Below are 24119 nucleotides of genomic sequence, written 5' to 3'. Positions count from 1 at the left end.
ATCAGCACACCGTCTCGTGGGATTCGTGCTCTGGGTGCTCAATCTGGATGGTGGAGTGCTCGATACCGTGTTCGCGCAGGGCCTGCTGGGCGGCATCCAACAGCGGGCCGGTACCGACGGTGCCGTCGCGCACGATATGCACGGTCGTGAGCACGTTCACGCCGTCCAGGCTCCACAGGTGCAGGTCGTGGATGTCAGCAACGCCCTCGACCTGCCGCAGCGCGGGCTCGATCGCACTGGCGTCGAAGTCCGCCGGGACTTGCTCGAGCAGCACGCTCGCCGAAAGCCGCATGAGCTGCCAGGCGCGCGGCAGCACCATCGCCGCGATCGCTAGGGAGGCGATCACGTCCGCCGCCACAAACCCCGTGGTCAGTACCACGATGCCGGCTACGATTACTGCGACCGAGCCGAGCATGTCCACTAACACGTGCAAGAACGCGCCCTCCACGTTGATCGAGGATTTGCGGTGCCGGTGCAGAACCCACGCCGATAGCGCATTCGCCACCAGGCCGATCACCGCGATGATCAGCATCGTTTTTCCCTGCACTTCGGCCGGGCTCTGCAGGCGGCGCACCGCCTCGACGACAATCCACACCGAGATCGCCAGCACCATCACTGCGTTCGCCAGTGCAGCAAGCACCTCCACTCGTCGGTAGCCGTACGTGGCCTGAGCCGATGCTTGTCGGCGCCCAACCAACACCGCTAACACCGCGATGATCAACCCCGCAGCGTCGGAAAGCATGTGCATCGCATCCGCCATCAGCGCCATCGAACCCGCCAACCAGCCGCCGATCAGCTCCGCGAAGAAGACGGTGCCGGTAATGCCTAGCGCAATCAAGAGTGCGCGCAGCGGCGTGCTGGAGTGATCGTGGTCGTGGTGCTCGTGTGCCATGCACTCAGCCTATCCCCGTCGACGCTTATTGACAATTAAATGAAAATGGATGGCGGTAAGCGCAGCCACTGAGGCCAAGTCGGCCTGATTTAGGTCATTGTGCAGTTGTCCTTTGAATGTGTAGAGAAGCTGAAACATGAACAACCAAAAAGTACTGCAGCCGCATGTCAGGAAAGCAACCGCTGAGCGCACTCGAGGTAAATATAAATCTACATTTGTATAAATGTATATAGAAAAGCGCCGCGACCCGTGGAACGTGTTAAAGGGTGGGTCGCGGCGCTCGTGCCAAAAATCTACTTCTTGGTTTCACCCAACAAGTGACACTGAATCATGTTGGTGTTGCCAGCAATTCCTGGAGGAGTACCAGCAATGACGACAATCATGTCGCCTTCCTCGTACCTGTCCATCTCCAGCAATGCATCATCGATGGCTTCCATCATGTCATCGGTGGACTTAACGTGCGGGCTCAAGAAGGTCTCAGCACCCCACGTCAAAGCCAGCTGGGAGCGAACCGCTGGGTCCGGCGTAAACGCCAACAGCGGAAGCTGGGAGTGCAGGCGAGCCACTCGCTTAGCGGTATCGCCGGAGGTAGTAAAGGCTACGATGGCCTTCGCATTGAGGCGCTCGGCAATGTCGCGGGCGGAATAGGACACCACACCACGCTTAGTGCGCGGAACGTGGGTCAGCGGTGGAACCTTGCCGCCATCTTCAGCGTTAGCCACGATCTTGGACATCGTGCGCACGACGTTCTGCGGGTCAATACCCACGGAAGTCTCACCGGAGAGCATAACGGCGTCAGCGCCATCGAGAACGGCGTTAGCCACGTCGGAAGCCTCTGCACGGGTCGGGCGCAGGTTAGAAATCATGGAATCCAGCATCTGGGTAGCCACGATGACCGGCTTAGCGTTCTCGCGAGCAATCTGGATAGCGCGCTTCTGGAACAGCGGCACGCGCTCCAGCGGCACCTCAACACCGAGGTCACCACGGGCAATCATGATGGCATCGAAAGCCAGCACGATAGACTCGAGCGCGTCTACTGCCTCAGGCTTTTCCAGCTTCGCAATGACCGGAACGCGGCGACCCTCTTCGTCCATAATCTCATGGACCTTATCCACATCTGCTGGGGAGCGGACAAAGGACAGTGCCACGAGGTCAACGCCGAGCTTCAAAGCGAAGCGCAGGTCAGCGATATCCTTTTCCGACAAAGCCGGAACAGAGATATCCATACCAGGGAGGGAAACGCCCTTGTTATTGGAAACCGGGCCACCTTCGGTAACCTCACAGACGACGTCGTTGCCGTCGACTTCCTTACAAACAACGGCAACCTTGCCGTCGTCGATCAGCAGGCGGTCACCTGGCTTGGCGTCCTTCGCCAGACCCTTGTAGGTGGTGGAGACGCGGTCATGGGTGCCTTCGATATCGTCCACGGTAATGCGGACGATCTGGCCGTTATCCCACTGCTCCTCGCCATTGATAAAGCGGCCAAGGCGAATCTTAGGGCCCTGGAGGTCCGCCAAGATACCGACGGCGCGACCGGTCTTATCGGTGGCTTGGCGCACCCAGTTGTAATTCGCCTCGTGGTCTGCATGCTCGCCGTGAGACATATTCAGGCGGGCAACGTCCATACCATCCTGTACGAGGCGCAAGATGCCATCCTCGCTAGCAACGGCAGGGCCGAGAGTACAAACAATCTTCGTTCTTCTATCCAGCATTATTGGCCTATTCCGTCGGGGGAAACTGAACACTCCCCAACCTACTCCTTCGAAAGGATTGGGGCCACAATTTCTCGGGTTCATTTTCTGAACGGGCACCCCAAAATGCCCTATTTCCCACAAAAACAAAACCAACCGGACACACTTGGGCAGTATTTACGTCGATAAAGAACCCGGTTGCTGCCCATCAGATACCGCGTGCTCATGGCTGTGCCCATCAGTATCCCGGCGCTCCGCCCAATACTTAGGATCCACCTCTTCGGGGGACTCGGGACCTTGTCGTCGCTTATCGAGCAAGAAGAAGACGATCGCGGCAATGACAAAGATCACAAGCGACACGATGATATTTACGCGGACCCCAAAAATATGGGTCGCCTCATCGGAACGCATCCCTTCAATAAAGAAGCGGCCCAATGTGTAGCCCATGACATAGAGGGCAAAGATGCGCCCGTGCCCCAACTTCCAGGCTTTGTGAGCCCACAAGAGGAAAAGGCAGATCAGGACATTCCACACGAGCTCGTACAGGAAGGTCGGGTGTACCGAGGTCATGACCTCACCCGTGGAGTGTCCGGAAACGGGAGCGTAGCCGCCATTTTCATTGACGCGGTAATAGATGTCTAAAGCCCACGGAACGTCGGTCGGGCGCCCATAGAGCTCTTGGTTAAACCAGTTACCTAGGCGTCCAATCGCCTGCGCCAGGACGAGGCCTGGCGCCACTGCGTCAGCAAAGGGACCGAGCGGCACCTTCTTCACTTTGAAAAGCACCCACAAAGCTAGTGCGCCCAAGGCTACGGCGCCCCAGATGCCCAGTCCGCCATTGGTAATCTTCAGCGCGTCCGCGGGATTGCAGCTCTCGCAGAAGTATTTCTGGTTATCGGTAATGACGTGGTAGAGCCGCCCGCCAATGATGCCGGCTGGGATAACCACGATGGCAGCATCCCATACTGTGTCTGGGTTACCGCCGCGAGCAGTATATCGGCGCAAGGTCATGCGCAGGCCGACGATAATGCCCACGATGATGCATAGCGCGTACGCACGGATGGGAAGTGGTCCCACCTGCCACACGCCCTGCGGCGGAGACGGAATATTTGCAAGAATTTCTGTGTGCACGTAGCCAGTGTGCCTTATCCCCCACCCAACCAGCTAGTTGGGGCCTTATTCTATCTTGCGCGCGGGACACGCTGGATGCTGCCCGGCAGCCACCAAAGAGCACGCCAGCGCCGTAGGATCCTGGGCAGCCATGACTGATTCGCCCACCAAAACTGCATCGGCGCCGCGTGAAGCATATTGAAACAGGTTGCGCGCGTTGTTTACCCCGCCTACTGCGATGCGCAGGATGGATTCGGGTAAGCCCGGGGCGATATCGTTAAACGCCTCGCGGTTAATGGCATCCGAAGCCAACGACCATGCATTAATGGCGATGATGCTACTTCCCGCCTTGATTGCGCGGTCAACCTCGGCGCAGTTGCGCACCTCAACGATGGCGGCCATCCCGAGCGATTCCACCCGGTCCAAAAGTGCCTCCAGGCGAGCTTGCTCTAAGAGTTCAACCTGCAACGGAATAGCATCGGCCCCAAAGCACCTGGCTTCATGAATTTGATAAGGGTCCACGATGAGATCGCGCGACATCATGGGAATATCAATCGCAGCACGGGCAGCTGCCATATCTTCTAAAGAACCGTGGAAGCGGCGGAAATCAGTCTGGCATGCCATGAGATGTACACCGCAGTGTTCAAAAGTGCGAGCCCATTCCGCCATCTGTTCCGCAGAGCCAACATGTGCGATTTCGCCGCCGTAGGGTACGGCGCGCTTGAGCTCCGTGATGACCGAGCAGCCTGTGCGTAGCAACGCCGCGCGGGCATCCCGGGGAGGTTCCATGTCACGCGAGCGCGCCTTCACCTCTTTGAAAGACACGCGGGCTTCCCGCGCAGCGACGTCCTCCAAGACTCCTGCAACTAGGTGGTCAACGGCAATGGGCGTAGGCATCAGCACCTCCCTCCACGGGCGATTAAAATCACACTTAGGTTAACCCGCTAGCGTGCCGTTCCGGAAATTACACAGGAAACGGGGCTATTTTTTGTCAATATCGGTGGGATCGATATCACTATCAAGGGCGTCCCACATCACGCGCCCGGAGTCGGAAGAGGTTTCCAAATCCTCCTCCAACTTTGCCTGCCGTGCCGCTGGGGTTTCGTATTTGCTAGACGCCTTCGCCTTATCCACGCCTGGATTGCGCGCAAGCATGACCGCACCGAATAGGGCCGCTGCCGCACCTATTAGGGCCAGAATTGGTCCCAGAGAATGCACCTCGGTGGAAACGACTGTGGCCCAGTCAGAAATCTGCGCAGAGTCTACGGCGTTTTCATTGGCTGAGGCTCCCTGCAGTATCTTCTGGGCGCGCTCGGCGTCCGCGCCCGCAGTCAACAGGCTCACCGGGGTCCATGCACTAGCCGCGGCCGCGAGGGCGCACACGATGCCCACTACTCGCCTACCTACGCGACGCAGCGCCATCCCTGCGACGGCACCGGCTACCAGAACCAGGGTCAAGGCCATGATTTCCAGCGACCAGGCCGAGCCGATGATGTCATTGGCCGCAGATCCGGCCTTGTCGTCCTCGCTGGCGGCTACCACCCACGTAGCACGGGAGGCCAGCCACACTACGATGGCTCCTACAGCGATAAGTAGTGGTCCAAGGCGTCTAGCCTTCACGGTTGCCCTCCTAGGAGATCGGTGGCGTCAAAGCACGTGCGGTCACCGGTATGGCAGGCGCCGCCGCGCTGCCGCACGGTCAGCAGAATAGTATCTCCATCGCAGTCAAGGCGAACGCCCAGCACCTCTTGGGTATTTCCAGAAGTTTCTCCTTTGATCCAATATTCATTGCGCGAGCGCGAAAAATACGTTGCCTTGCGGGTGGCCAGGGTATGGGCCAAGGCGTGGTCATCCATCCAGGCCATCATCAGCACCTCACCAGATTCAGCTTGGGCAATGGCCGGCACCAAGCCTTGGTCATTGCGCTTGAGCTGCTTGGCGATGTCCCCGTTAAGTTCATAGTTGCCCGGGATACTCATCGGCGCACCTCGTAGCCAGCAGCATCCAGGGCGTTTTTCACGTCGCTGATTTCTACCTCACCGAAGTGAAAAATGCTTGCTGCCAAGACGGCATCGGCGCCGGCCGCAACTGCCGGTGGGAAGTCTGCGGCGTTTCCCGCGCCGCCGGAGGCGATAACGGGAATGGTCACCGCTGCGCGCACGGCGCGCAGCAATTCAAGGTCAAACCCTTGCTTTGTGCCATCGCCATCCATTGAGTTAAGGAGGATCTCCCCTACGCCGAGTTCTTCGCCGCGGCGTGTCCATTCGATGGCGTCGATCCCAGCTGATTCCGTACCACCGTGCGTGGTGACCTCAAAGCCGGATGGCGCATACTCTTCGCGGCACCGGCGAGCATCAACGGACAACACGATGCATTGAGCCCCGAAAATCTCAGCCATTTCGCGCAGCAGTTCCGGATTCTTAATGGCCGCGGTGTTAACAGAGACCTTATCTGCCCCGGCGCGCAATAATTCCCGGACGTCATCAACGCTGCGAACTCCACCACCCACCGTCAATGGGATGAATACCTGGTCCGCAGTGCGGCGCACGACCTCGAGCATGGTGGAGCGGTCTTGCTTAGAAGCAGAGACGTCCAAGAAGGTAAGTTCATCGGCTCCTAGGGAATCATAACGCGCGGCTAGCTCCACTGGGTCGCCGGCATCGCGCAGGTTGTCAAAGTTGATGCCCTTGACCACGCGGCCTTGGTCCACATCTAGGCAGGGGATCACGCGTACGGCTACAGCCATGGCGGCCGCCTCCTTTTTAAGGTTTAAATTTTAACGGTGAAAAGCACCGGTATGACGAGACAGGCTATCCACGATGGTCGCATGGACCTGCGGGGTACCTGCCACCATGCCGCGCGACTGCGCGGTCCACGGATTTCCTTCCGGATCGGTAACAACGCCACCGGCTGCCCGGATCTGCAGCGCTCCCGCGGCGTTATCCCATGGGTGCGGAGAGAAGTTAATCGCGCCATCGAACACACCCTGCGCGACGAAGGCATTATCAAGCCCCACAGAACCGGTCATTCGCGGGCGCAGTCCGGTCTCGCGCAGCTCGTGGAAAATGTCGGTGGGCAGATGGGAAGAGCAGCCTACATGACCGCGTGCTTCATCAAATCCCATTGCTTCGTCCCCTCCACCAAAACCAGTGGCAGGCCCACCTACGGAGCGCAGTGGGGAGCCATCGCAGGTGACCAGACGGCGCCCCAGGAGCGGGAAGTCAGATACCGCAGCAACGGGCGCACCCTCATGAATGAGCGCCACCAGGATGCCGGCCATGGGGTTTCCGGCAGAGTAGTTTGCGGTGCCATCAATCGGATCTACCACCCACACGGTATCGAGCACGCTGCCGCCTGATTCTTCTCCATAGACCGGGATGCCGGTCATCTGGGTCAAGATATCGCGCAGCTGTTGCTCAATGACGAGATCTACCTCGGTGGCGAAATCTCCCTGCCCCTTAAAACGGGCGGGCGCAGCTCCGAGGCCGGAGCGAAAAATGGGTTCTACTTGGTCTACGGCCGCCTCCGCGAAGGCCACCAACTCGCGGGGTTCCATCATGACTTAGTTGTCCTCGGGGTCGTAAGGGTCAATGGTTTCTTCCGCCGGCAGCGGCTCTACCTCGGCCACCGCAGCGAGTGCTTCGTCGAGGGTGAAATTCCCCTCGTACAGGGCCTTGCCAATAACGGCGGAATCGATGCCCTCGTTGACATAAAGAGCGAGCTCGCGCAGGTCTTCCACGCTAGAAATGCCACCAGAGGCGGTGATCTTTGCCTCCGTTGCCATCGCTACCTCACGCAGGAGCTCAATATTAGGTCCGGTGAGCGTGCCGTCTTTCGACACGTCGGTCACCACAAAGCGCTGGCATCCGGCGGCATCGAGGCGCTCGAGTACCTCCCACAGATCGCCGCCATCGGAGACCCAGCCATTGCCGGCGGTACGCCATTCGCCGCCATCTTCGCGCACGGCAAGGTCCACGGCGACCTTATCTCCGTAGCGCGCGAGGATATCCTCGATCCATTCCGGCTGTTCTAGAGCAGCCGTGCCGATACTAATGCGCTGCGCACCGGTAGCCAGCGCGCGCTCCACCGCGGCATCGTCCCGAATGCCGCCGCTAAGCTCCACATTTACCCCCAGATCGCGGGTAATCATCGCCATTTCTTCGTGGTTGGAGCCTCGGCCGAAAGCCGCATCCAAATCCACAAAGTGCAGCCAGTGCGCGCCTTGGGACTGCCACTTTTGCGCGGCATCGCGCGGGGAACCATACGAGGTTTCGGTGCCTGCTTCGCCTTTATCCAAGCGCACGGCTTGGCCTTGAGATACATCGACTGCTGGCAAGAGCGTAAAAGTCATATCCTTCATCCTACCTAGAGCGTGCGCATCCAGTTTTCCAAAAGCTGAGCACCGGCGTCCCCGGATTTCTCAGGGTGGAATTGGGTCGCCCACAGGGCACCGTTTTCTACCGCGGCGACAAACCTATCGCCCGCGTGCTCGGCCCAGCTCACCTGCGGCGGACGGGTAATCTCCGTTTCCAATTCCCAACGGCGAACGCCGTAGGAATGCACGAAATAAAAACGCTCGTCTTCGGCCACTCCGGCAAACATATCGCTGCCGACGGGTACTTCTACGGTATTCCACCCCATGTGCGGCAGCACCGCAGACTGCAACTTTTCCACGGTGCCGGGCCACTCGCCGCAACCGGTGGAGTTGATGTTGTGTTCCACTCCGGCGTCGAAAAGCACCTGCATGCCTACGCAAATGCCCAACACCGGCCGCTCTCCTGCCAAGCGTTGGCCGATGACCCGAGGGCCCTGCACCGCCCGTAGCCCACGCATGCAGGCAGCAAAGGCACCCACGCCAGGGACAAGAAGACCGTCCGCTTCCACCGCTTCTTTGGGGTCCGCGGTAACGGTGACGTCCGCGCCCACCCGCTCCAGCGCGCGCTGGGCTGAGCGCACATTGCCCGCGCCATAATCCAATAATGCGACCGTCTTTGCCATGGGCTATACCTTACGCATGCGACGCAGACGCGTCCGGATATCGTTGGTTTCGCTCACGCGGGTGCGCCCAAGGACAAAATCTGCCAACGTCATCACAACGCCTGCGACGAGGATGACCACGCCGGCCCCGAAAGCCCCCGCATAGCCGTAGCCGGCAACCAAGGCACCCAAGAGGGTCGAGCCCAAGCCGGTGCCGCCGTCATAGAAGATATTCCAGATAGCAGAAGCCTCCGAGACGCGCTCGCGAGGCAAGCGGTCAAACATCGACAGCAGGGCCTCGTTTTGCGCAATACCGAACGCACCACCGAACAGGAAGGCACCAAGCACGAGCCACCATACGGAACCATCGAGATAAAGAGGTACGGCGATGGCGAGCACACCCACAATGGCCATTACCTGGCCGGGGATGTAGAGCCGGCCGGGAGTGCCCACGCGGTCTGCCACCATGCCCGCGAGGTAGCGGAAAATCATGGCGGCGCCGCCCACGATGGACAGCATGATGCCGGCCAAGCTGGCGCCGCGCTCTGCATCGAGTTCTTGTACCGCCGGCGGCAGGAAGGACGAGACGGCGCCATAGCTCATAGAAAACGTCGTTAGCGCCAGCGCGGGCACGAGCACTAGCTTCCACGTAGGAACGCGGATCAGGTTCGGCTCCTCTTCGGTATCGGAGGCGAGCGTGACCTTAATCTTGGGAATGCGCAGGCACAGACCAAAGCCCACAAAGCCAATGATGCCGGCGGTGATATACGTCGAGGCATAACCCAGCTTTTCCGCCATGATCAACCCTAGGGGCAAAAAGACCATCTGGCCCAGGCCAGTGAAAACACCAATCATGCCAGTAGCCTTGCCCAGCAGGCGTACGGGCGCCAGTTCCGCAATAAGCGCGGACTCAGAAACGGTCAGCGCGCCAAAGCCCACGCCGCGCAGAGCAGAAAAGAGTAGGACAACCCAAGCATCGGTACCCAAGAGGTGGCCAAAGGCAGGTACGCCCAGGGTAAAAGCGGACAGTGCCATCACGCGGCGGTAGCCCCACCGGCGCAGCAGCCACGGGGAGATGATCTGGGTAAGCACGGTGAAGGCCATGAAGATGCCCGTGGATGAGCCCGCCAAGGTGGCTGAGCCGCCGGAGTCAATGACCGCTAGCGGCACCACTGGAAGGAGGATGGACCAAGCACCGAAGGCTGCGGCGATGGCCAACATGGTCGCGGTATAACCCGGAACCTTCCAGATATTAGTTTCTTGGGTATTGCTCATTTACCGAACGCTCCTACCATCCACGAGATTGCTGCCACCGCGGTTATTGCGGCCAATAAAGAGGCTACTACTGTCATTGCCTTCGATCCCTGTTGGTAGGCAGACCACGCACCGCCCACCAACATGCCAGCGACGAGGAAGAGGACCAAGATCATAAAATGCATGCGTTCTAGAGTGCTCCCTTCGTCGAAGGAATGCCAGTCTGGCGCGGATCGAATTCCACTGCGCCGCGCAACGCACGCGCTACGGCTTTATACTCCGCTTCCGTAATGTGATGCGGATCGCGACCATAACGCACGTTGAGGTGGAGCGTTACCGCAGCATGGGTGGCGAGTGTTTCAAAGAAGTGGCGGTTTATCACGGTGGCGTAATGCCCGCCAATGGTCTGCCACTGCAGGTGCTCTGGTTCGCCGTTCATGACAAAATAGGCGCGACCAGAAAAATCCACCACCGCTTCCACCAAGGCCTCATCCATGGGCAAAAGCTGGGAGCCAAAACGGCGAATGCCGGCCTTATCCCCCACCGCCTTACGCAGCGCAGTGCCGAGCACGATGGCGGTATCTTCCACAGTGTGGTGGGCGTCTACCTCCACATCGCCCTCTGCGCCCACGGTGAGATCGAAACTGCCATGGGTAGCAAAGGCCGTGAGCATGTGGTCAAAGAAAGGCAGTCCGGTGGAAATATCGCTACGCCCGGTGCCATCGAGGTCAATGACCACAGAAATCTGCGATTCCGACGTCGCCCGCTGGGCGCGCCCGACGCGGTTGCTCATGCTTCGCTCCTTTCTCCTGCGGCCGGGGAATCAGCCACTACTGTATCCACAAGGTCCTCGGCTACGGCCAAGAAGGCCGAATTTTCTTCCGGTAGCCCCACGGTCATGCGCAGGTGGCCTGCGATGCCAACATCGCGAATGAGCACTTCCTTATCCAAGAACTGCTGCCACACGCGGTGTTGGTCAGCAAAGCGGCCAAAGAAGAGAAAATTAGATTCGCTCGGCAGGACGGTATAGCCCAGTTCGCGCAAGCGAGCGGCCACCCGCTCGCGTTCGGCGGCGATCTTTTCCACGGTGGCGAGCGTATCCGCGCTATGGCGCAGCGCCACCGTCGCCGCCGCTTGGGAAAGCACGGACAGATGGTACGGCAGCCGCACCAGCATTACGGCCTCCACGAAGGCCGGGTCCGCCACGAAATAGCCGAGGCGGCCGCCGGCAAAATCGAAGGCCTTAGACATGGTGCGCGAGACCACCAGCTTCGTAGGGTATTTCTCCAGCAGCGTCACCGCAGAAGGCGAGGAAGAAAATTCGCCATAAGCTTCATCGACGATGAGGATGCCCGGGGCGGCGTCGGCAAGCGCGGCAATATCGTCCACGCTGGTCACCCCACCGGTGGGGTTATTCGGCGTAGTCACAAAGATGATATCCGGCTGGTGCTGCGCCACGGCTGCGAGCGCCCGGTCCATATCAATGCGGAAATTCTCATCGCGCGGGCATTCCACAAACTGCGTATGGGTGCCGTCCGCGAGGATAGGGTGCATGGAATAAGACGGGGTGAAACCGAGCACACTGCGGCCCGGACCGCCGAATGCCTGCAACAGCTGCTGCAAAATCTCATTCGAGCCATTGGCCGCCCACACCTGCGCATAGCCCACGCGCACGCCGGTTTGCTCAGTGATATAAGCCGCTAGGGCCTGGCGCAGCTCCACCGCATCGCGCTCCGGATAGCGATTGAGTGTGGTGGCAAGGCGCTGGGTCTCCGCCACCAGGTCATCCACTAGCGCCTGCGAGGGAGGATAGGGATTTTCGTTGGTATTGAGCTGGTAGGCCACGTGGAGCTGCGGCGCCCCATAGGCGGACTTGCCGCGCAGCTCCTCGCGCAGGGGAAGATCATTCAAGTGCGTCATTTAATTCTCCTCGAATCGGGCGCGGATAGCCTCACCGTGGGCGGGTAGCCCCTCGGCCTCCGCAAAAGCGATAACGTGCGGGGCAATCTCTTCCAACGCAGCTCGGTCATAATCAATAAGGTTGACCGGCCGCATAAAGGTATGGGTAGAAAGGCCGGCAGAAAAGCGCGCCGTACCGGAAGTGGGCAATACGTGATTGGAGCCGGCCGCGTAATCTCCCAGCGGCACTGGAGCAAAGTGCCCTACAAAGATGGCACCGGCGTGCTTAATGCGCTCGGCCACCGCGCCGGGCTCTGCGGTGTGGATTTCCAGGTGCTCAGCGGCATAGGCATTGGCCACCGCCACCGCTGCATCCAGGGAATCGACCAACACAATTCCGGATTGCTCGCCGCCTAGAGCTTCGGCCGTCCGCTGCGCATGTGCAGTGGCGCCGTGGCGCGCTTCTACCTCCTCCTTCACACGCTGAGCCAGGCTTGGAGATGCCGTAATGAGCACACTCGCGGCCATCGGATCATGCTCGGCCTGGGAGATGAGATCATAGGCCACATACACCGGATTCGCGGTGTCATCAGCGATAATGGCGATTTCGGTCGGCCCGGCCTCAGCATCGGTGCCCACCACGCCGCGCACCAACCGCTTGGCCGCGGTGACGAAGATATTTCCTGGTCCGGTGATCATGTCCACCGGGGCTAGTTCGGCGTCATCATCACCGTAGGCCATCAGCGCGATGGCTTGGCCGCCTCCTACCGCCCAGACCTCATCTACGCCGAGCATCTGGCACACGGCCAGCACCGTGGGGTGCGGCAGGCCGCCGGACTCTTTTTGTGGCGGTGAGGCTACCACCAAGCTTTCCGCGCCGGCCGCCTGCGCTGGCACGGCGTTCATGATTACCGAGGACGGATAGACCGCCTTGCCTCCCGGCACGTATAGCCCAACGCGCTCGATGGGGCGAAAGACCTCGGTCACCGTGGCACCTGGTGCTAGCTCGGTGGTGTGCGCGGCCGGTTTCTGCTCGGCGTGAACCTTGCGAACCCTCTCAATGGAAACCTCAATCGCTTGGCGCACCTGCGGGTCTAGGCCGGAAGCGGCCTTCTCCAACTCCGCTTGGGGCACCCGCAGGTGGGTTGGGCGCACGCCATCGAATTGCTCGCCAAAGTCCAAGGCCGCCGCAGCGCCTTCTTGACGTACTCGATGAACCAGCGGCGCCACCTTGTCCACCACGGCGGCGACGTCGGTGCCACCGCGCGGCAAAACTCGCCGCAGCTGGGCGGGGCGCAGCTCTTGGCCACGCAAATCGATGGTGCGAAGCATTCCCGGCTCCTCTACTCCCTATCGGATTTCTGTTATTAAACCAATATCCTAATGGCCAAACGCCAGCGAGGGGGCCGGTTTGGGCTATAGACTCGGTGTCAACACAGCTTTAAGGTGGTGGCAGCGATGAGCGAGATTGAACCCTCTCTTCTGCTCTCGCATGCCCGCACCATTGCCCGCGATAATGACGTGTCCTGCTGGGCTCTGCCTACTGGCGAGCTTCTCGTTCCTCATGCGGCCGGTGGCTCCACCTTCATCTTTATAGACCAGTTGGAAGAACCGGTGCTCCACCTGCACACCAGCCCCCGCGGAGGCGTTGATCTCAGCGAGATCTCCGAGCTCGCACACCTAGCCAATGAGTGGAATCACGATTGCCTCTCCCCGGCCGTCGTGGTTGATTATGACCAGCCTGACTGCGTGAGCGTTTCCGGTCATAGCTATCTGCCGGCCGATACCTCCCCCAGCCGCGAACAGCTCGCGGCATTCCTCCTACCGGCGCTACGCAACGCGGAGGTCCTCATGGATCTGCTCGCCCAATCCCATCCCGGCCTCGTGCGCGAAGCCTCACCGGAGCTTGCCCCGCTTGCCGACGCCCCCTTGGAATCCTTCACGCTCGATAGCCTGGCCGAGATCCTGCCGCTTATTGGCATCCAGCGCTTCCAAAGCGACGGGGCCACCGCCATCTACGCCTGGGTCAATGATGTCCTTTTCGCCTTTGCACTGGACAACGGGCCCAGCCTCATTATCAAAGGGCATTGGGACCCTAGCCTGGACGAGGCGGAATTTACCCGGCTTTTTCTCATTTGCAATGACTGGAATCGCGCCCACCACGGCGCCGTGGCATTTTGCCACCACACCTCCGAGGGCCTGCAGGTGCGGATGGATGCCGCCACCATTACCGCCGCGGGACTTACCCGGCCGCAACTATTTAGCGCCATCGGCCGCGGACTCAAGCACATCCTGCACGGCATCGATGACATCGCGCACGAAGTAACCGGCGCCTCCCCCGTCGAATGGCCCTAGACGCGCACATCACCAATCTTCATCGGCGCTGACAAAGGCCGTGGACCAATAGGCAAACATCGCCATAAAGGGCGCTACCGCCCACGAGATAGCCGGGGAGAAATTCGGCGCAAACTCTACGACTTCCCCTGGGTTTTCTGGCGGATGCGTGGCGGTGACCCCGCCAAAGACATAAAACGACGCCGCCCCAGCCAGGGCACACACGCCGACCCACAGGAGCATCGACAAGCCCCGCCCCTGCCGGCGGAGATACGCGCCCAACCCCAAGAACAAACCAAGCAGGCCGGTAATGAGGGCAAAGGTAATAAAGGCGATGAACTGAACGCTTCCCATCGCATCGATGGCATAGCCACCATCGTCTACCTCATGGCCGGTAAGCGTCGGCCGGAAAAGCCCCCACAGCGCACCGGCCACGCCATACACCAGGAGCGCACACGCGAGTAACCCCGCACCAAAACCTAGGGTGCGGGGTAACCGGCGCTTTAACAGAGCCAACTTAGTTACAGAAGGTCCAGTTGCCGTTCTCTCGACGGAAGCGGACCGTGGAGGTCTCGGAGCCCTCGGAGTTGGACACGCTCACGGTTGCAGAAGCATCGTCGCCATTGACCACAACGTCGTTGACGGACTGCAGCTTGGTCGACTGCGGGATGGACTCCAACTGGCTAGCGAACTTCTCTACCTCGGCGTTGCCACCGCCCTGCTGGCGCATGGTGTTGGCATACTCGGCGAAGGACTGGTTCGGCAGGCTATCGACGTACTGCTGGTACTGGCCGAACTCCTGGGACTGCTCATCGCGGACTGCCTGGCAGGCGTGCTGCGGCATGTAGTTGAAGTATTCCTTCACGTTATCGATCTCGTGCTGGCCGCGAACCAGCTGCTCGATGGCCTGCTTATCGCCATCATTAGCGTCCTGGCCGCCTTCGATCGGCTTGATATCCTTCGCGCCAGCGAAAGGATCTTCACCATTGTTCAGCGGGTTAGCCAGCTGATCTGGCCCCTCCCCAGCGCCGTCCTCGCCCTCCTGGCCTTCTGCGCCTGCGGCGGCGTCCTTGTTTTCGCCGCCCTTATTCTGATCCTTTTCTTTTTCCTTGTCCTTGTCTTTGTCTTTGTCCTTGTCTTTGTCCTTGGACTTATCGGCATCTTTGTCCTCGGATTTATCTGCAGACTTATCCTCAGAAGACTTGGATGCCGTGGTGGCGGCAGCCTTCTTGGAATCGTCATTGTCATCCGAACCACACGCAGCCAAAGCCAGCGGGGTAACCAGCGCAACTGCGATGAGGGACTTCTTTGCAGGGGTCAAAAAGGACAAGGGAAAGCTCCTGAATCAATCTTGCGAATGTGAAGCCACCCCAAGGGCGGCCTCTTATTTGTCTTCGCAATACTAACAACCCGACGATGGAAATGACATTGAGACTCCGTTAAAAGAACCTGTGAACTACCGTCCCGCCCGGCCAAGTCCGTACAATTGCCAAGGTGCACATAAACCGCGAGAGTATTATCGACGCCGCTCTTTCCCTGCTTGATACCTACGGGCTTGGCGACGTCACCATGCGCCGCGTTGCTTCCTCCCTCGGCGTCGCCCCCGGCGCGCTCTACTGGCACATTGCCAATAAGCAAGCGCTCATTGCAGCCCTAGCGGAAGACATTACCTCCCCCGTTTCTGGGGAGTCGCTCGAGGATATCAGCCTCAATCTTCGTGATTTGCTGCTCGCCCGCCGCGACGGCGCCGAGGTAGTCATTGCCGGCCTCTCCCTCCCGCAGGCCCCTGCCTGGGACCGCCTCTTGGCGGCCTTCACCGCTGCTGCCACGCGCAGTACCCTCGCTGCCGACAGCGCCCACCGCGCCGCCGCGCTCTCCGCCATTCACCTCGTGCTCGGCGCCACCTTGATGGAACAGTCCCAACGCCAGCTTGCAGAAACCACCGGCGAGACTCCCGCCGCAGATTATCGCGCAGACCTCATTCGCGGCGTACGCATTATTAACGCTGGACTTACACACGGCACCGGCGCCTAAAAAGTGGTTATGCTCGTGGGCATGAACACTCCCGCCATGGACGCAGTCCCCACGCCCACCGAGCGCTACGGCCGCCAAATCTGGCCCGGCAAACCCACCCCCCTGGGATCCACCTTCGATGGATCCGGCACCAACTTTGCCCTGTTTTCCGAGGTAGCCGACAAGGTCGAGCTCTGCCTCATCGACAAAGAAGGCACCGAGGAACGCATCGAAATGTCGGAGGTCACTGCCCATGTGTGGCATATTTACCTCCCCAATGTCACCCCTGGCCAGCGCTACGGCTACCGCGTCTATGGCCCCTATGAACCAGAAAACGGCCTGCGCTGCGACCCTTCCAAGCTCCTTGTAGACCCCTATGCCCGGGCGTTCGACGGCGAATTCGACGGCGATGCTTCCCTCTACTCCTATGACATCCATGCTGAGGAACCCGGCACCGGCCGCAACGAAGAAGACTCGCTGGGCCACACCATGTTATCTGTGGTGATTAATCCCTTCTTCGACTGGCGCAGCGACCACCGCCCGCACATTCCGGATAACGAAAAGGTCATCTACGAAACCCATGTCAAGGGCATGACCATGACCCATCCGGATGTGCCGGAAGAGCTCCGTGGCACGTACGCCGGCATGGCCCATCCCGCCGTCATTAACTACTTCAAAGAGCTTGGCGTTACCACCGTTGAGCTCATGCCCGTCCACCAATTCCTGCAGGACGATCGCCTGCGCAACCTGGGGCTGCGCAACTACTGGGGCTATAACACCTTCGGCTTTTTCGCCCCACACCATGACTATGCCTTTGCCAAGAAGCCGGGCGAGGTGGTCTCCGAGTTCAAGACCATGGTCCGCGCCTTCCACGAGGCCGGCATCGAGGTCATCCTCGACGTGGTTTATAACCACACCGCCGAGGGCAACCACATGGGCCCCACCATTGCCTTCCGCGGCATCGACAATGGCGCCTACTATCGCCTCGTCGAGGGCGATGAGGCTCATTACATGGATTACACCGGCACCGGCAATTCCCTCAATGTCCGCCACCCGCACTCGCTGCAGCTGATTATGGATTCGCTGCGCTACTGGGTTACGGAGATGCGCGTCGATGGCTTCCGCTTCGACCTGGCGGCGACCTTGGCGCGGGAGCTTGACGACGTCGACAAGCTCGCTACCTTCTTCGACCTAGTACAGCAAGATCCCATTGTCAGCCAGGTTAAGCTCATCGCCGAGCCCTGGGACATCGGCCACGATGGCTACCAAGTGGGCAATTTCCCGCCGATTTGGAGCGAATGGAACGGCAAGTACCGCGATACCGTGCGCGATTTCTGGCGCGGCGAGCCCGCTACCCTGGGTGAATTCGCCTCCCGCTTGACCGGCTCTTCGGATCTCTATGCCGATAATGACCGCCGCCCTACCGCCTCCATCAACTTCATCACCGCCCACGATGGCTTTACCCTGCGCGATCTTGTTTCCTATAACGACAAGCACAACGAGGCCAATGGCGAGGACAACCGCGACGGCGAATCTTTCAACCGCTCCTGGAACTGTGGCGAGGAAGGCCCCACCGATAACGACGATATCCGCAAGCTACGCCGCCGCCAGGCCCGCAACTTCCTAACCACTCTCCTGCTTTCCCAGGGCACTCCTATGCTCTCGCATGGCGATGAATTCGGCCGCACGCAGGACGGAAATAATAACGTCTACTGCCAGGACAACGAGCTGTCGTGGATGGACTGGTCCATGCTGAAGGAAGAAAAATCCGCCGCGATGCTGGGCTTTACCAAGCGCGTGCTGTCCATTCGCAACCACCACCCCGTCTTCCGCCGCAAGCGTTTCCTCGCCGGCGGCCCGCTCGGCGCGGATGTTAAGGAACGCGATATCGCCTGGCTGGTTCCTTCGGGCCGCCTGATGACCCAGGACGACTGGGACCACGACTTCGGCCGCGCCCTCATGGTCTACCTCAATGGCAATGCGATTACGGAAACCACCGCCCGCGGCGAGCGCATCACCGATGATTCCTTCATCATGATCTTCAACTCCCACGACGGCGAAATCGAGTTCACCCTGCCCACCAAGGATCTCGGCGCTACGTGGCGGCTGATGGTCGATACCGCCGATTCCGGCGGCTACCCCGCGGAGGAAACCCTCATTGAGGCAGAGGGTACGATCACGGTGCAGCCGCGTTCAACGCTGATTCTGCGTCAGATTGAACCGCCCGTTTTCGATTCCTAGAGAAAGGCCCCTCGTGTCATTTCCCGCGCACGGCGCACTCATCGATGTCACAGCGGATAAACTCGTGCTCCATCGCACCCTGCTGGCTACCAGCCTCGGCGCCCCCGCCACGCAGGATATCCCGCTTGAGTCCATCGACACCGTGCGCGTGAGTGAACCGACCCCCACCGGCTTCGGTGCCCTGGACTTGGGCGCCGCCGGCACTATCGCCTTCGCCCCGCACCAAGCCCCGCAGGCAGTCGCCCGCGCCATTTCCGCCGCACAGCGCGGCGAGGCCCCCTCCTCCGCCACCACCATCCCCGGCCTTGATTTCACTGCCGTGGACGTGGAAACGGCCAACGACAACTGGGGCTCTATCTGCCAAATTGGCGCGGTGCGCTTCCGCGACGGCCAGGAGACCGCCTCTCGGTCCTGGCTGTGCACCCCTCCACCAGGCTTGGAGCACTTTGCGGATATCAACGTCTCCATCCACGGCATTACCGCGGACGATGTGAAAGGGGCACCGGCATTTGCCGACGTTGCCAAGGAGCTCTTCGATTTCCTCGGCGGCGACGTGCTTGTCGCCCACAACGCCCAGTTCGATTCCACCGCGCTGCGCTCCGGCCTGCTTACCGCCGGTGCGGAGGTGCCCACCGTGCCGCTGGCCTGCTCCCTGGCACTGTCCCGTGACGCTTCCAAGGCCAAGGTTATTTCGGTGCGCAACCACAAGCTGCCCACCGTCGCCGCCCACCTGTCTGCGCCGGACTTCAGCCACCACGACGCCACCGAGGATGCTCGTGCGGCCGGCGAAATCATCGCCCGTTTGGCCGAGCGCTTCGGGCACACCGGCAGCATCCGCGATCTATTCACCGCACGCGAATTCACCTTGGGCCGCCTCGATTCCGAGGCCATCCTGCCCGTCCTGCGCGCCCACACCGCCCCCACCTCCGGCGCGGACCTCGGCGCAGGGACTGACTTCCGCGACCAGACCCGCGCAGCCGGTGCCAAGAAAAAGAAGCCCAGCGGTCCTGCCCCCTGGCAGGCCGTTGCCACGCCAGACACTATCCCAGAGCCCAACCCAGACGCCGACCCGGAAGGCGCACTCTACGGCCAGCATGTCACCCTCACCGGCGATTTCGAGCCCTACGATAAGGGCGTGCTGTGGCAGGGCATCGCCGAGCGCGGTGGCCAAGTGGCAAAGAATGTCACCAAAAAGACCACCCTGCTCATCGTGGGCGAATGGGCCAAGAAAACCTCCAAGGAAAAGCGCGCGGAGGAGCTGCAAGCCAAGGGCCAAGAAATCGACATCTGGCCGGCCGATAAGCTCTTTGCCGAGCTGCAACTCGACGCCGAGCCACCCTTCTAGGCCCACCCGGGGAACCAAACGGCGGTTTCTCCAGTCCAATAAAGGCGACCGCACCCTACCGCCACACTGGAGAACCCGCCGTGACCGTCGCCCTGCGCCCGCCCCGTCCCACCACCGCGAACCTGCTGCCTGCGCTCTTTGCCCGTTCCTGGCTGAAAGAACAGCGGCTTTCTGACGACGGCTTCTGCGACTCCCTCGCCACCATCCAGCTCTCCCCCAGCCTGTCCATGGCGCTGGTCTTTCCCGGCAAGCAGACCTTTCGCCGGCTCAGCCACCGCGGCCTCGCGGACATGGATATCTCCGCGCGCCGAGCATGGAACCACGCCTCCCATAACCTGCAGCGCGCCGCCCTCGATTCGCAAGGGCTGCGCTTTTGGACCCGCCCCGCCGCCTGCGAGCTGCCTTCCGCCGCCCGTTTCGGTGGCTTGCAAGTCCGCTCCCACGGCGCACCGATTTCCTCCTGGATTGCCCACCCAGAGACCTTTACCGTGCTGGACAAGCACATGCGCCGCCTGCTGCGATCGCACTCCCTGACCTACCTAGTTCCGGACTCCGCTACGCTCTTTGTCTTTGCCCATCTGCCGGACACCTATACCCGCCAGCTGGCTGCCGATGCCGTCGCGCGCGTACCCCGCCATCGCACCGTGCTCCACCCACGCCCGCTAGTATGGTCTAACGGATTCCCGCGGGAGTTATGAAAGGAGCACCATGCCGGAAAGTAGGATGTCGCGGCTGAGCAACCAGTACCACGACTGGGCGCGCAGCCACCCCACCGCCGCAGTGGACTTCCGCACCGCCATCGAGGATCTCCTCAATGACGCCGGCATCATCTTCGACCGCGTGTCTACCCGCGTCAAAACCTGGCCCTCGCTGAAGGCGAAGGCCAAGAAGCGCCGGGAGAACGGCGATTTTGTCTATCCCCAGCCGTGGGACGAGATTCACGACGTCATGGGAGTGCGTGTCACCCTGTATCACTCCACCGCAATTCCAGAAGCGCTAGGCGTTTTCGGTGAATCCTTTAAGGTTGAACGCTCCGTAGACAAGGCGGCCGAAACTCGTATTTCGGGCGGCTTTGGCTACGGCTCCCACCACCTGGTGCTTACCGTGACCGAAGATAGCGCGGCTGCGATGGAAGAGCTCGCCGCCTACGTGGGATGGACCTTTGAGGTGCAAATTCGCACCGTTCTGCAGCACGCGTGGGCGGAGTTTGAGCACGATATCCGCTATAAGCAGGGACCAAACCCGCCCTCGCCGGAGGTAGATCGCCTCTTTACCTTGGCCGCCGGGCTTATCGAGCTCGCCGACCAGCAATTCGATGAGATCGCCGCCCTCAAGGCCCCCGATACAGAAACCGACAAGGACGTCGAGCTTACCGCCGAGACCCTGCCGGGCGTACTCGCCATCATCTTGGGCAACCGCTTCCCGCTCTCGCGCTCGGAGCACTACCGCTTCTTGGCGGAGCTATTGGAGCAGAACGGCGTGCGCCACTTGGGCCAGCTTGAGCAGCTGCTGGATGATACCGCCATTGCCCACGTCCACGACGCCATGCGCTACCGTTTCCGCCCCGGCCAGGTGCGGCTTATCGACGACCTCCTGCTCAACAAGTTTGGCAAACAACACATCGAGGCCACCGCCGAATCCGGCGACCGCCCAGGCCGCAAGCGGCGGCTTACTGCGCGCCTGAAAGCCCTGCGCGCCGCCCACTAGCCGCGCAGGATTTTCGGCAACTTACCGGAAACCGCCGCGGAATTTCTCCATATCGCGGCGTTCCTTCTTCGTCGGCCGACCGGCGCCGCGCGGGCGCACGGGAACCGACGGCAGAAACTCCTTGGGCGGCGGCGGTGGCGCGTGGTCCGTATAGCAGGTGCGCGCGACGGGCGCGCCGACGCGCTTGGCGACGGTCGCTAAAACCTCGAGGTCATGCTCATGGTGGTTGCGCCATACGCGCACGCGGTCGCCCGGCACCACCTGTTGGGAAGGCTTGACGGCCTCGCCGTTGATCTTCACGTGCCCGGCGCGCACGGCGGTCGCGGCCGCGGATCGGGTCTTAAACATGCGCACGGCCCACACCCAGGCATCAATCCGGACGGGGCGGCCGCTAGGTTGCGGTGCCGGCATCTAATACTGGTTGTGGTTCTCGTTGACGATTTTCTGGATCTTCAGCCAGTTATAGCCGCCACCTGCGACGGCGACGATGGCACCCAGTAGCATCCAAGCCCAGAAGTTAGCCGAAAGCACGCCGAGCACTACGCCCACACCAATGCCGCCGGCCACGCATACGACGGCATTGCGGGAGTGCTTGCGCACCTGCTGCTTGCGCTGCGCAATGGGGTTATTCGGTCGTTGCTGCATAGTCATGGTCAGGATCCTACCTCAACCCACGCGCTGCCGGCCTCTGCCGCTTCGAGCTGGCCCTGCGAGATCGCTGCCAGCGTAGCTTCCAGCTCGTCCAGCCCGCCTGGGCGCACGGCTAGCATAAAAGTCACCGCGGCCGCATAGGCGGTATCGATTATCTCATAGCCGCGCCCGCGCAGGTCCGCCTCTACCCGCCCGGCCGTCGCATGTGGGCACTCCACGGCATAAAGCTCCCGGCGCGCCCTAGTTACTGCGCGCACCTTCTCCATGGTCTCGCTCACCGCACCACCATAGGCGTGCACTAACCCGCCAGCGCCCAACTTGATGCCGCCGAAGTAGCGCACGACCACCGCGCATACATCGAGCATGCCGGAGCCCTTCACCACGTCCAGCATCGGCTTTCCGGCCGTACCGGAGGGCTCGCCGTCATCGGAAGAGCGCTCCACCGGGTTCGCACCATCAACGTGATAGACGTAGGCGGAACAGTGGTGGCGGGCGTCGGGAAAGCGGCTGCGGGCGGCGTCGATAAACGCGCGAGCCTCTTCCTCATTGGTGACGCGACCAATCAAGGTAATAAACCGGGAGCGCTTAATTTCAATTTCGTGTTCGACCTGGCCTACTGGGCGACGATAAGAATTCTGCATTAGGCCACGAGGAATTCGTACTCGGGGGTGCCGGGCTTAAGGTACTGCACCGAAATCTTGGATTCTCCCATGCGCTCTAGCAGGCCCTGGAGATCCTCGGCACGGCTAAGCTGCAGGCCCACCAGCGCAGCGCCCGTCTCGCGGTTATTGCGTTTGAGGTACTCAAAGAGCGTGATGTCATCGGTCGGGCCCAAAATCTGGTGCAAGAAATGGCGCAACTGGCCCGGCTCCTGCGGGAAATTCACCAGGAAGTAATGCTTCAGGCCGCGGTGGACTAGGGAGCGCTCCATGATTTCGGCGTAGCGCAGCACATCGTTATTGCCGCCGGAAATTACGCACACCACCGTCGAGCCTGGTTCCAGGTCCAATTGGTGCAGGCCCGCCACCGATAGTGCACCGGCCGGCTCCGCAATGATGCCCTCATTTTGATACAGGTTGAGCAAGTCCGTGCACACCGCGCCCTCGGACACGGTATCGAAGCTCAGGCGCTCGCGATTGGCCTGCAAAATCTCATAGGGCAGCGCGCCTAGGCGCTTGACGGCCGCGCCATCCACGAAGGGGTCGACCTCCTCCAGCGTCACCGGGCCGCCGTGGTCAAACGCCGCTCTTAGCGACGCCGCCCCCTCCGGCTCCATGCCCACCACCCGAGTCTGCGGCGCCATATCCGCCACATAGGAGGTGATGCCAGAAATCAGGCCGCCGCCACCCACAGGGACGACGATGGTGTCGAGAGACTTGCCCTTGGCCGAAAGCTGCGCCAGAACCTCCGCCGCGACCGTGCCTTGTCCGGTGATGGTATCGCGGGCGTCGAAGGGCTCGATGAAGGTGGCGTCGCGCTCGGCGGCGTCGGCATGCGCGGCCACGGCTGCCTCGTCGAAGTTGGCGCCGACCACCACCAGCTCCACCTGGTCGCCGCCATGGACCAGGATGCGGTCGCGCTTTTGCATCGGCGTGGGCTCCGGCACGAAAATCTTGCCGGCAATGCCCATCGTGCGGCAGGCATAGGCCACGCCCTGCGCATGATTGCCGGCCGACGCCGTAACAATTCCCCGGCCGCGCTCTTCCCGGGGAACATTCGACATACCGTTTAACGCGCCGCGAATCTTATAGGAGCGCACGTCCTGCAGATCCTCCCGCTTGAGATAGACCTCGCAGCCCGTCTCGGCCGACAGCCGGGCGCAGTACTGCAGCGGAGTCGGGGCGATTTCCGAGCTAATCCGCGCCTGCGCCTGCTGGATATCGGATGCATGGATGGTCGAATCAGTCATGTCTTGACAGTCTACCCATTCACTGGAAATTCACTGTCCTTTAGTTGCACCGTTACCTCCATCAGCAATAGTGGACATAACCACAAGAAAGGAATA

Annotated in this window: 26 protein-coding genes; 6 read left to right on the top strand and 20 right to left on the bottom strand. The window is 61.0% G+C overall.

The window, feature by feature from the left end; translation table 11 throughout:
- Window position 1: 1 nt before the first annotated feature.
- From I6J28_RS06480 to hisD, 14 genes are all read right to left on the bottom strand, one after another.
- A complete protein-coding gene (locus I6J28_RS06480; RefSeq protein ID WP_005328806.1) occupies window positions 2-892 on the bottom strand; it encodes a cation diffusion facilitator family transporter in 891 nt (296 codons plus the stop codon).
- A gap of 293 nt (window positions 893-1185) precedes the next feature.
- Window positions 1186-2601, bottom strand: coding sequence for a pyruvate kinase (pyk, locus tag I6J28_RS06475; RefSeq protein WP_065419714.1), 1416 nt, complete (start codon window positions 2599-2601; stop codon window positions 1186-1188).
- Between the two features lie 159 nt (window positions 2602-2760).
- Entirely contained in the window at window positions 2761-3714 is a 954-nt protein-coding gene (lgt, locus tag I6J28_RS06470) for a prolipoprotein diacylglyceryl transferase (RefSeq protein WP_204608444.1), read from the bottom strand.
- Between the two features lie 45 nt (window positions 3715-3759).
- The gene (locus I6J28_RS06465) at window positions 3760-4590 is read right to left on the bottom strand and encodes an indole-3-glycerol phosphate synthase TrpC (RefSeq protein ID WP_204608443.1); all 831 of its coding nucleotides are present in this window, start codon (window positions 4588-4590) and stop codon (window positions 3760-3762) included.
- Between the two features lie 84 nt (window positions 4591-4674).
- Window positions 4675-5313: a TIGR02234 family membrane protein gene (locus tag I6J28_RS06460; protein WP_204608441.1), complete on the bottom strand. Its 639-nt coding sequence runs from the start codon at window positions 5311-5313 to the stop codon at window positions 4675-4677.
- Window positions 5310-5672, bottom strand: coding sequence for a phosphoribosyl-AMP cyclohydrolase (gene hisI, locus I6J28_RS06455; protein ID WP_204608440.1), 363 nt, complete (start codon window positions 5670-5672; stop codon window positions 5310-5312). Before hisI ends, I6J28_RS06460 begins: the two co-directional genes overlap by 4 nt.
- The gene (hisF, locus tag I6J28_RS06450; protein ID WP_204608439.1) at window positions 5669-6439 is read right to left on the bottom strand and encodes an imidazole glycerol phosphate synthase subunit HisF; all 771 of its coding nucleotides are present in this window, start codon (window positions 6437-6439) and stop codon (window positions 5669-5671) included. Before hisF ends, hisI begins: the two co-directional genes overlap by 4 nt.
- A 30-nt stretch (window positions 6440-6469) precedes the next feature.
- The gene (locus tag I6J28_RS06445; protein ID WP_204608438.1) at window positions 6470-7252 is read right to left on the bottom strand and encodes an inositol monophosphatase family protein; all 783 of its coding nucleotides are present in this window, start codon (window positions 7250-7252) and stop codon (window positions 6470-6472) included.
- Between the two features lie 3 nt (window positions 7253-7255).
- Window positions 7256-8044 (bottom strand): bifunctional 1-(5-phosphoribosyl)-5-((5-phosphoribosylamino)methylideneamino)imidazole-4-carboxamide isomerase/phosphoribosylanthranilate isomerase PriA, encoded by a 789-nt coding sequence (gene priA, locus I6J28_RS06440; RefSeq protein ID WP_204608436.1) that lies wholly within the window; start codon window positions 8042-8044, stop codon window positions 7256-7258.
- Between the two features lie 14 nt (window positions 8045-8058).
- Entirely contained in the window at window positions 8059-8691 is a 633-nt protein-coding gene (gene hisH / locus I6J28_RS06435; RefSeq protein WP_179386691.1) for an imidazole glycerol phosphate synthase subunit HisH, read from the bottom strand.
- Window positions 8692-8694: 3 nt separating this feature from the next.
- Entirely contained in the window at window positions 8695-9945 is a 1251-nt protein-coding gene (locus I6J28_RS06430; protein WP_204608434.1) for an MFS transporter, read from the bottom strand.
- Window positions 9946-10114: 169 nt separating this feature from the next.
- On the bottom strand, window positions 10115-10717 hold the full coding sequence (hisB, locus tag I6J28_RS06425; protein ID WP_204608432.1) for an imidazoleglycerol-phosphate dehydratase HisB: 603 nt from the start codon (window positions 10715-10717) through the stop codon (window positions 10115-10117).
- The gene (locus I6J28_RS06420; protein WP_204608430.1) at window positions 10714-11844 is read right to left on the bottom strand and encodes a histidinol-phosphate transaminase; all 1131 of its coding nucleotides are present in this window, start codon (window positions 11842-11844) and stop codon (window positions 10714-10716) included. The genes hisB and I6J28_RS06420 overlap by 4 nt, the downstream gene beginning before the upstream one ends.
- Window positions 11845-13155 (bottom strand): histidinol dehydrogenase, encoded by a 1311-nt coding sequence (gene hisD, locus I6J28_RS06415; RefSeq protein WP_204608428.1) that lies wholly within the window; start codon window positions 13153-13155, stop codon window positions 11845-11847. It lies immediately after the preceding gene.
- 126 nt (window positions 13156-13281) lie between these two features.
- Between hisD and I6J28_RS06410 the strand changes: the two genes are divergently transcribed.
- Window positions 13282-14178 carry a YbjN domain-containing protein gene (locus I6J28_RS06410; protein WP_204608426.1) on the top strand — a complete coding sequence of 299 codons (897 nt, stop codon included), beginning with the start codon at window positions 13282-13284 and terminating at the stop codon, window positions 14176-14178.
- A gap of 9 nt (window positions 14179-14187) precedes the next feature.
- On the opposite strand, the gene I6J28_RS06405 is transcribed toward I6J28_RS06410, so the two are convergent.
- Together I6J28_RS06405 and I6J28_RS06400 are read right to left on the bottom strand one after the other, a co-directional pair.
- Window positions 14188-14592, bottom strand: coding sequence for a hypothetical protein (locus tag I6J28_RS06405; protein ID WP_225746752.1), 405 nt, complete (start codon window positions 14590-14592; stop codon window positions 14188-14190).
- A gap of 82 nt (window positions 14593-14674) precedes the next feature.
- Window positions 14675-15487 carry a hypothetical protein gene (locus I6J28_RS06400; RefSeq protein ID WP_204608423.1) on the bottom strand — a complete coding sequence of 271 codons (813 nt, stop codon included), beginning with the start codon at window positions 15485-15487 and terminating at the stop codon, window positions 14675-14677.
- A 164-nt stretch (window positions 15488-15651) separates the two neighbouring features.
- Here I6J28_RS06400 and I6J28_RS06395 point away from each other — a divergent pair, with 164 nt between their 5' ends.
- The 5 genes from I6J28_RS06395 (at window position 15652) to I6J28_RS06375 (ending at window position 21463) form a co-directional block, all read left to right on the top strand.
- Window positions 15652-16191: a TetR family transcriptional regulator gene (locus I6J28_RS06395; protein ID WP_204608421.1), complete on the top strand. Its 540-nt coding sequence runs from the start codon at window positions 15652-15654 to the stop codon at window positions 16189-16191.
- Between the two features lie 21 nt (window positions 16192-16212).
- Window positions 16213-18411 (top strand): glycogen debranching protein GlgX, encoded by a 2199-nt coding sequence (glgX, locus tag I6J28_RS06390; protein WP_204608419.1) that lies wholly within the window; start codon window positions 16213-16215, stop codon window positions 18409-18411.
- A gap of 13 nt (window positions 18412-18424) precedes the next feature.
- Complete coding sequence (locus tag I6J28_RS06385) at window positions 18425-19756, top strand: exonuclease domain-containing protein (protein WP_204608417.1); 1332 nt, start codon at window positions 18425-18427, stop codon at window positions 19754-19756.
- An 80-nt stretch (window positions 19757-19836) separates the two neighbouring features.
- Window positions 19837-20454 (top strand): hypothetical protein, encoded by a 618-nt coding sequence (locus I6J28_RS06380; RefSeq protein ID WP_204608415.1) that lies wholly within the window; start codon window positions 19837-19839, stop codon window positions 20452-20454.
- A gap of 10 nt (window positions 20455-20464) precedes the next feature.
- Window positions 20465-21463, top strand: coding sequence for a GTP pyrophosphokinase (locus I6J28_RS06375; protein WP_204608413.1), 999 nt, complete (start codon window positions 20465-20467; stop codon window positions 21461-21463).
- Between the two features lie 21 nt (window positions 21464-21484).
- On the opposite strand, the gene I6J28_RS06370 is transcribed toward I6J28_RS06375, so the two are convergent.
- The 4 genes from I6J28_RS06370 to ilvA are packed head-to-tail and all read right to left on the bottom strand — an operon-like array spanning window position 21485 to window position 24023.
- A complete protein-coding gene (locus I6J28_RS06370) occupies window positions 21485-21874 on the bottom strand; it encodes an RNA-binding S4 domain-containing protein (RefSeq protein ID WP_005324575.1) in 390 nt (129 codons plus the stop codon).
- The gene (locus I6J28_RS06365; RefSeq protein ID WP_204608410.1) at window positions 21875-22114 is read right to left on the bottom strand and encodes a hypothetical protein; all 240 of its coding nucleotides are present in this window, start codon (window positions 22112-22114) and stop codon (window positions 21875-21877) included.
- A 2-nt stretch (window positions 22115-22116) separates the two neighbouring features.
- Window positions 22117-22755, bottom strand: a complete 639-nt coding sequence (locus I6J28_RS06360; RefSeq protein WP_204608408.1) for a YigZ family protein — start codon at window positions 22753-22755, stop codon at window positions 22117-22119.
- Window positions 22755-24023: a threonine ammonia-lyase IlvA gene (gene ilvA, locus I6J28_RS06355; RefSeq protein WP_204608406.1), complete on the bottom strand. Its 1269-nt coding sequence runs from the start codon at window positions 24021-24023 to the stop codon at window positions 22755-22757. The genes I6J28_RS06360 and ilvA overlap by 1 nt, the downstream gene beginning before the upstream one ends.
- Window positions 24024-24119 lie beyond the last annotated feature (96 nt).

Origin of the sequence: Corynebacterium tuberculostearicum (assembly GCF_016894265.1) — a bacterium.
Lineage (GTDB): Bacteria > Actinomycetota > Actinomycetes > Mycobacteriales > Mycobacteriaceae > Corynebacterium > Corynebacterium tuberculostearicum_D.
Note: the sequence above shows the minus strand (reverse complement) of the source record. Positions and strands in the feature narration are given on the sequence as shown.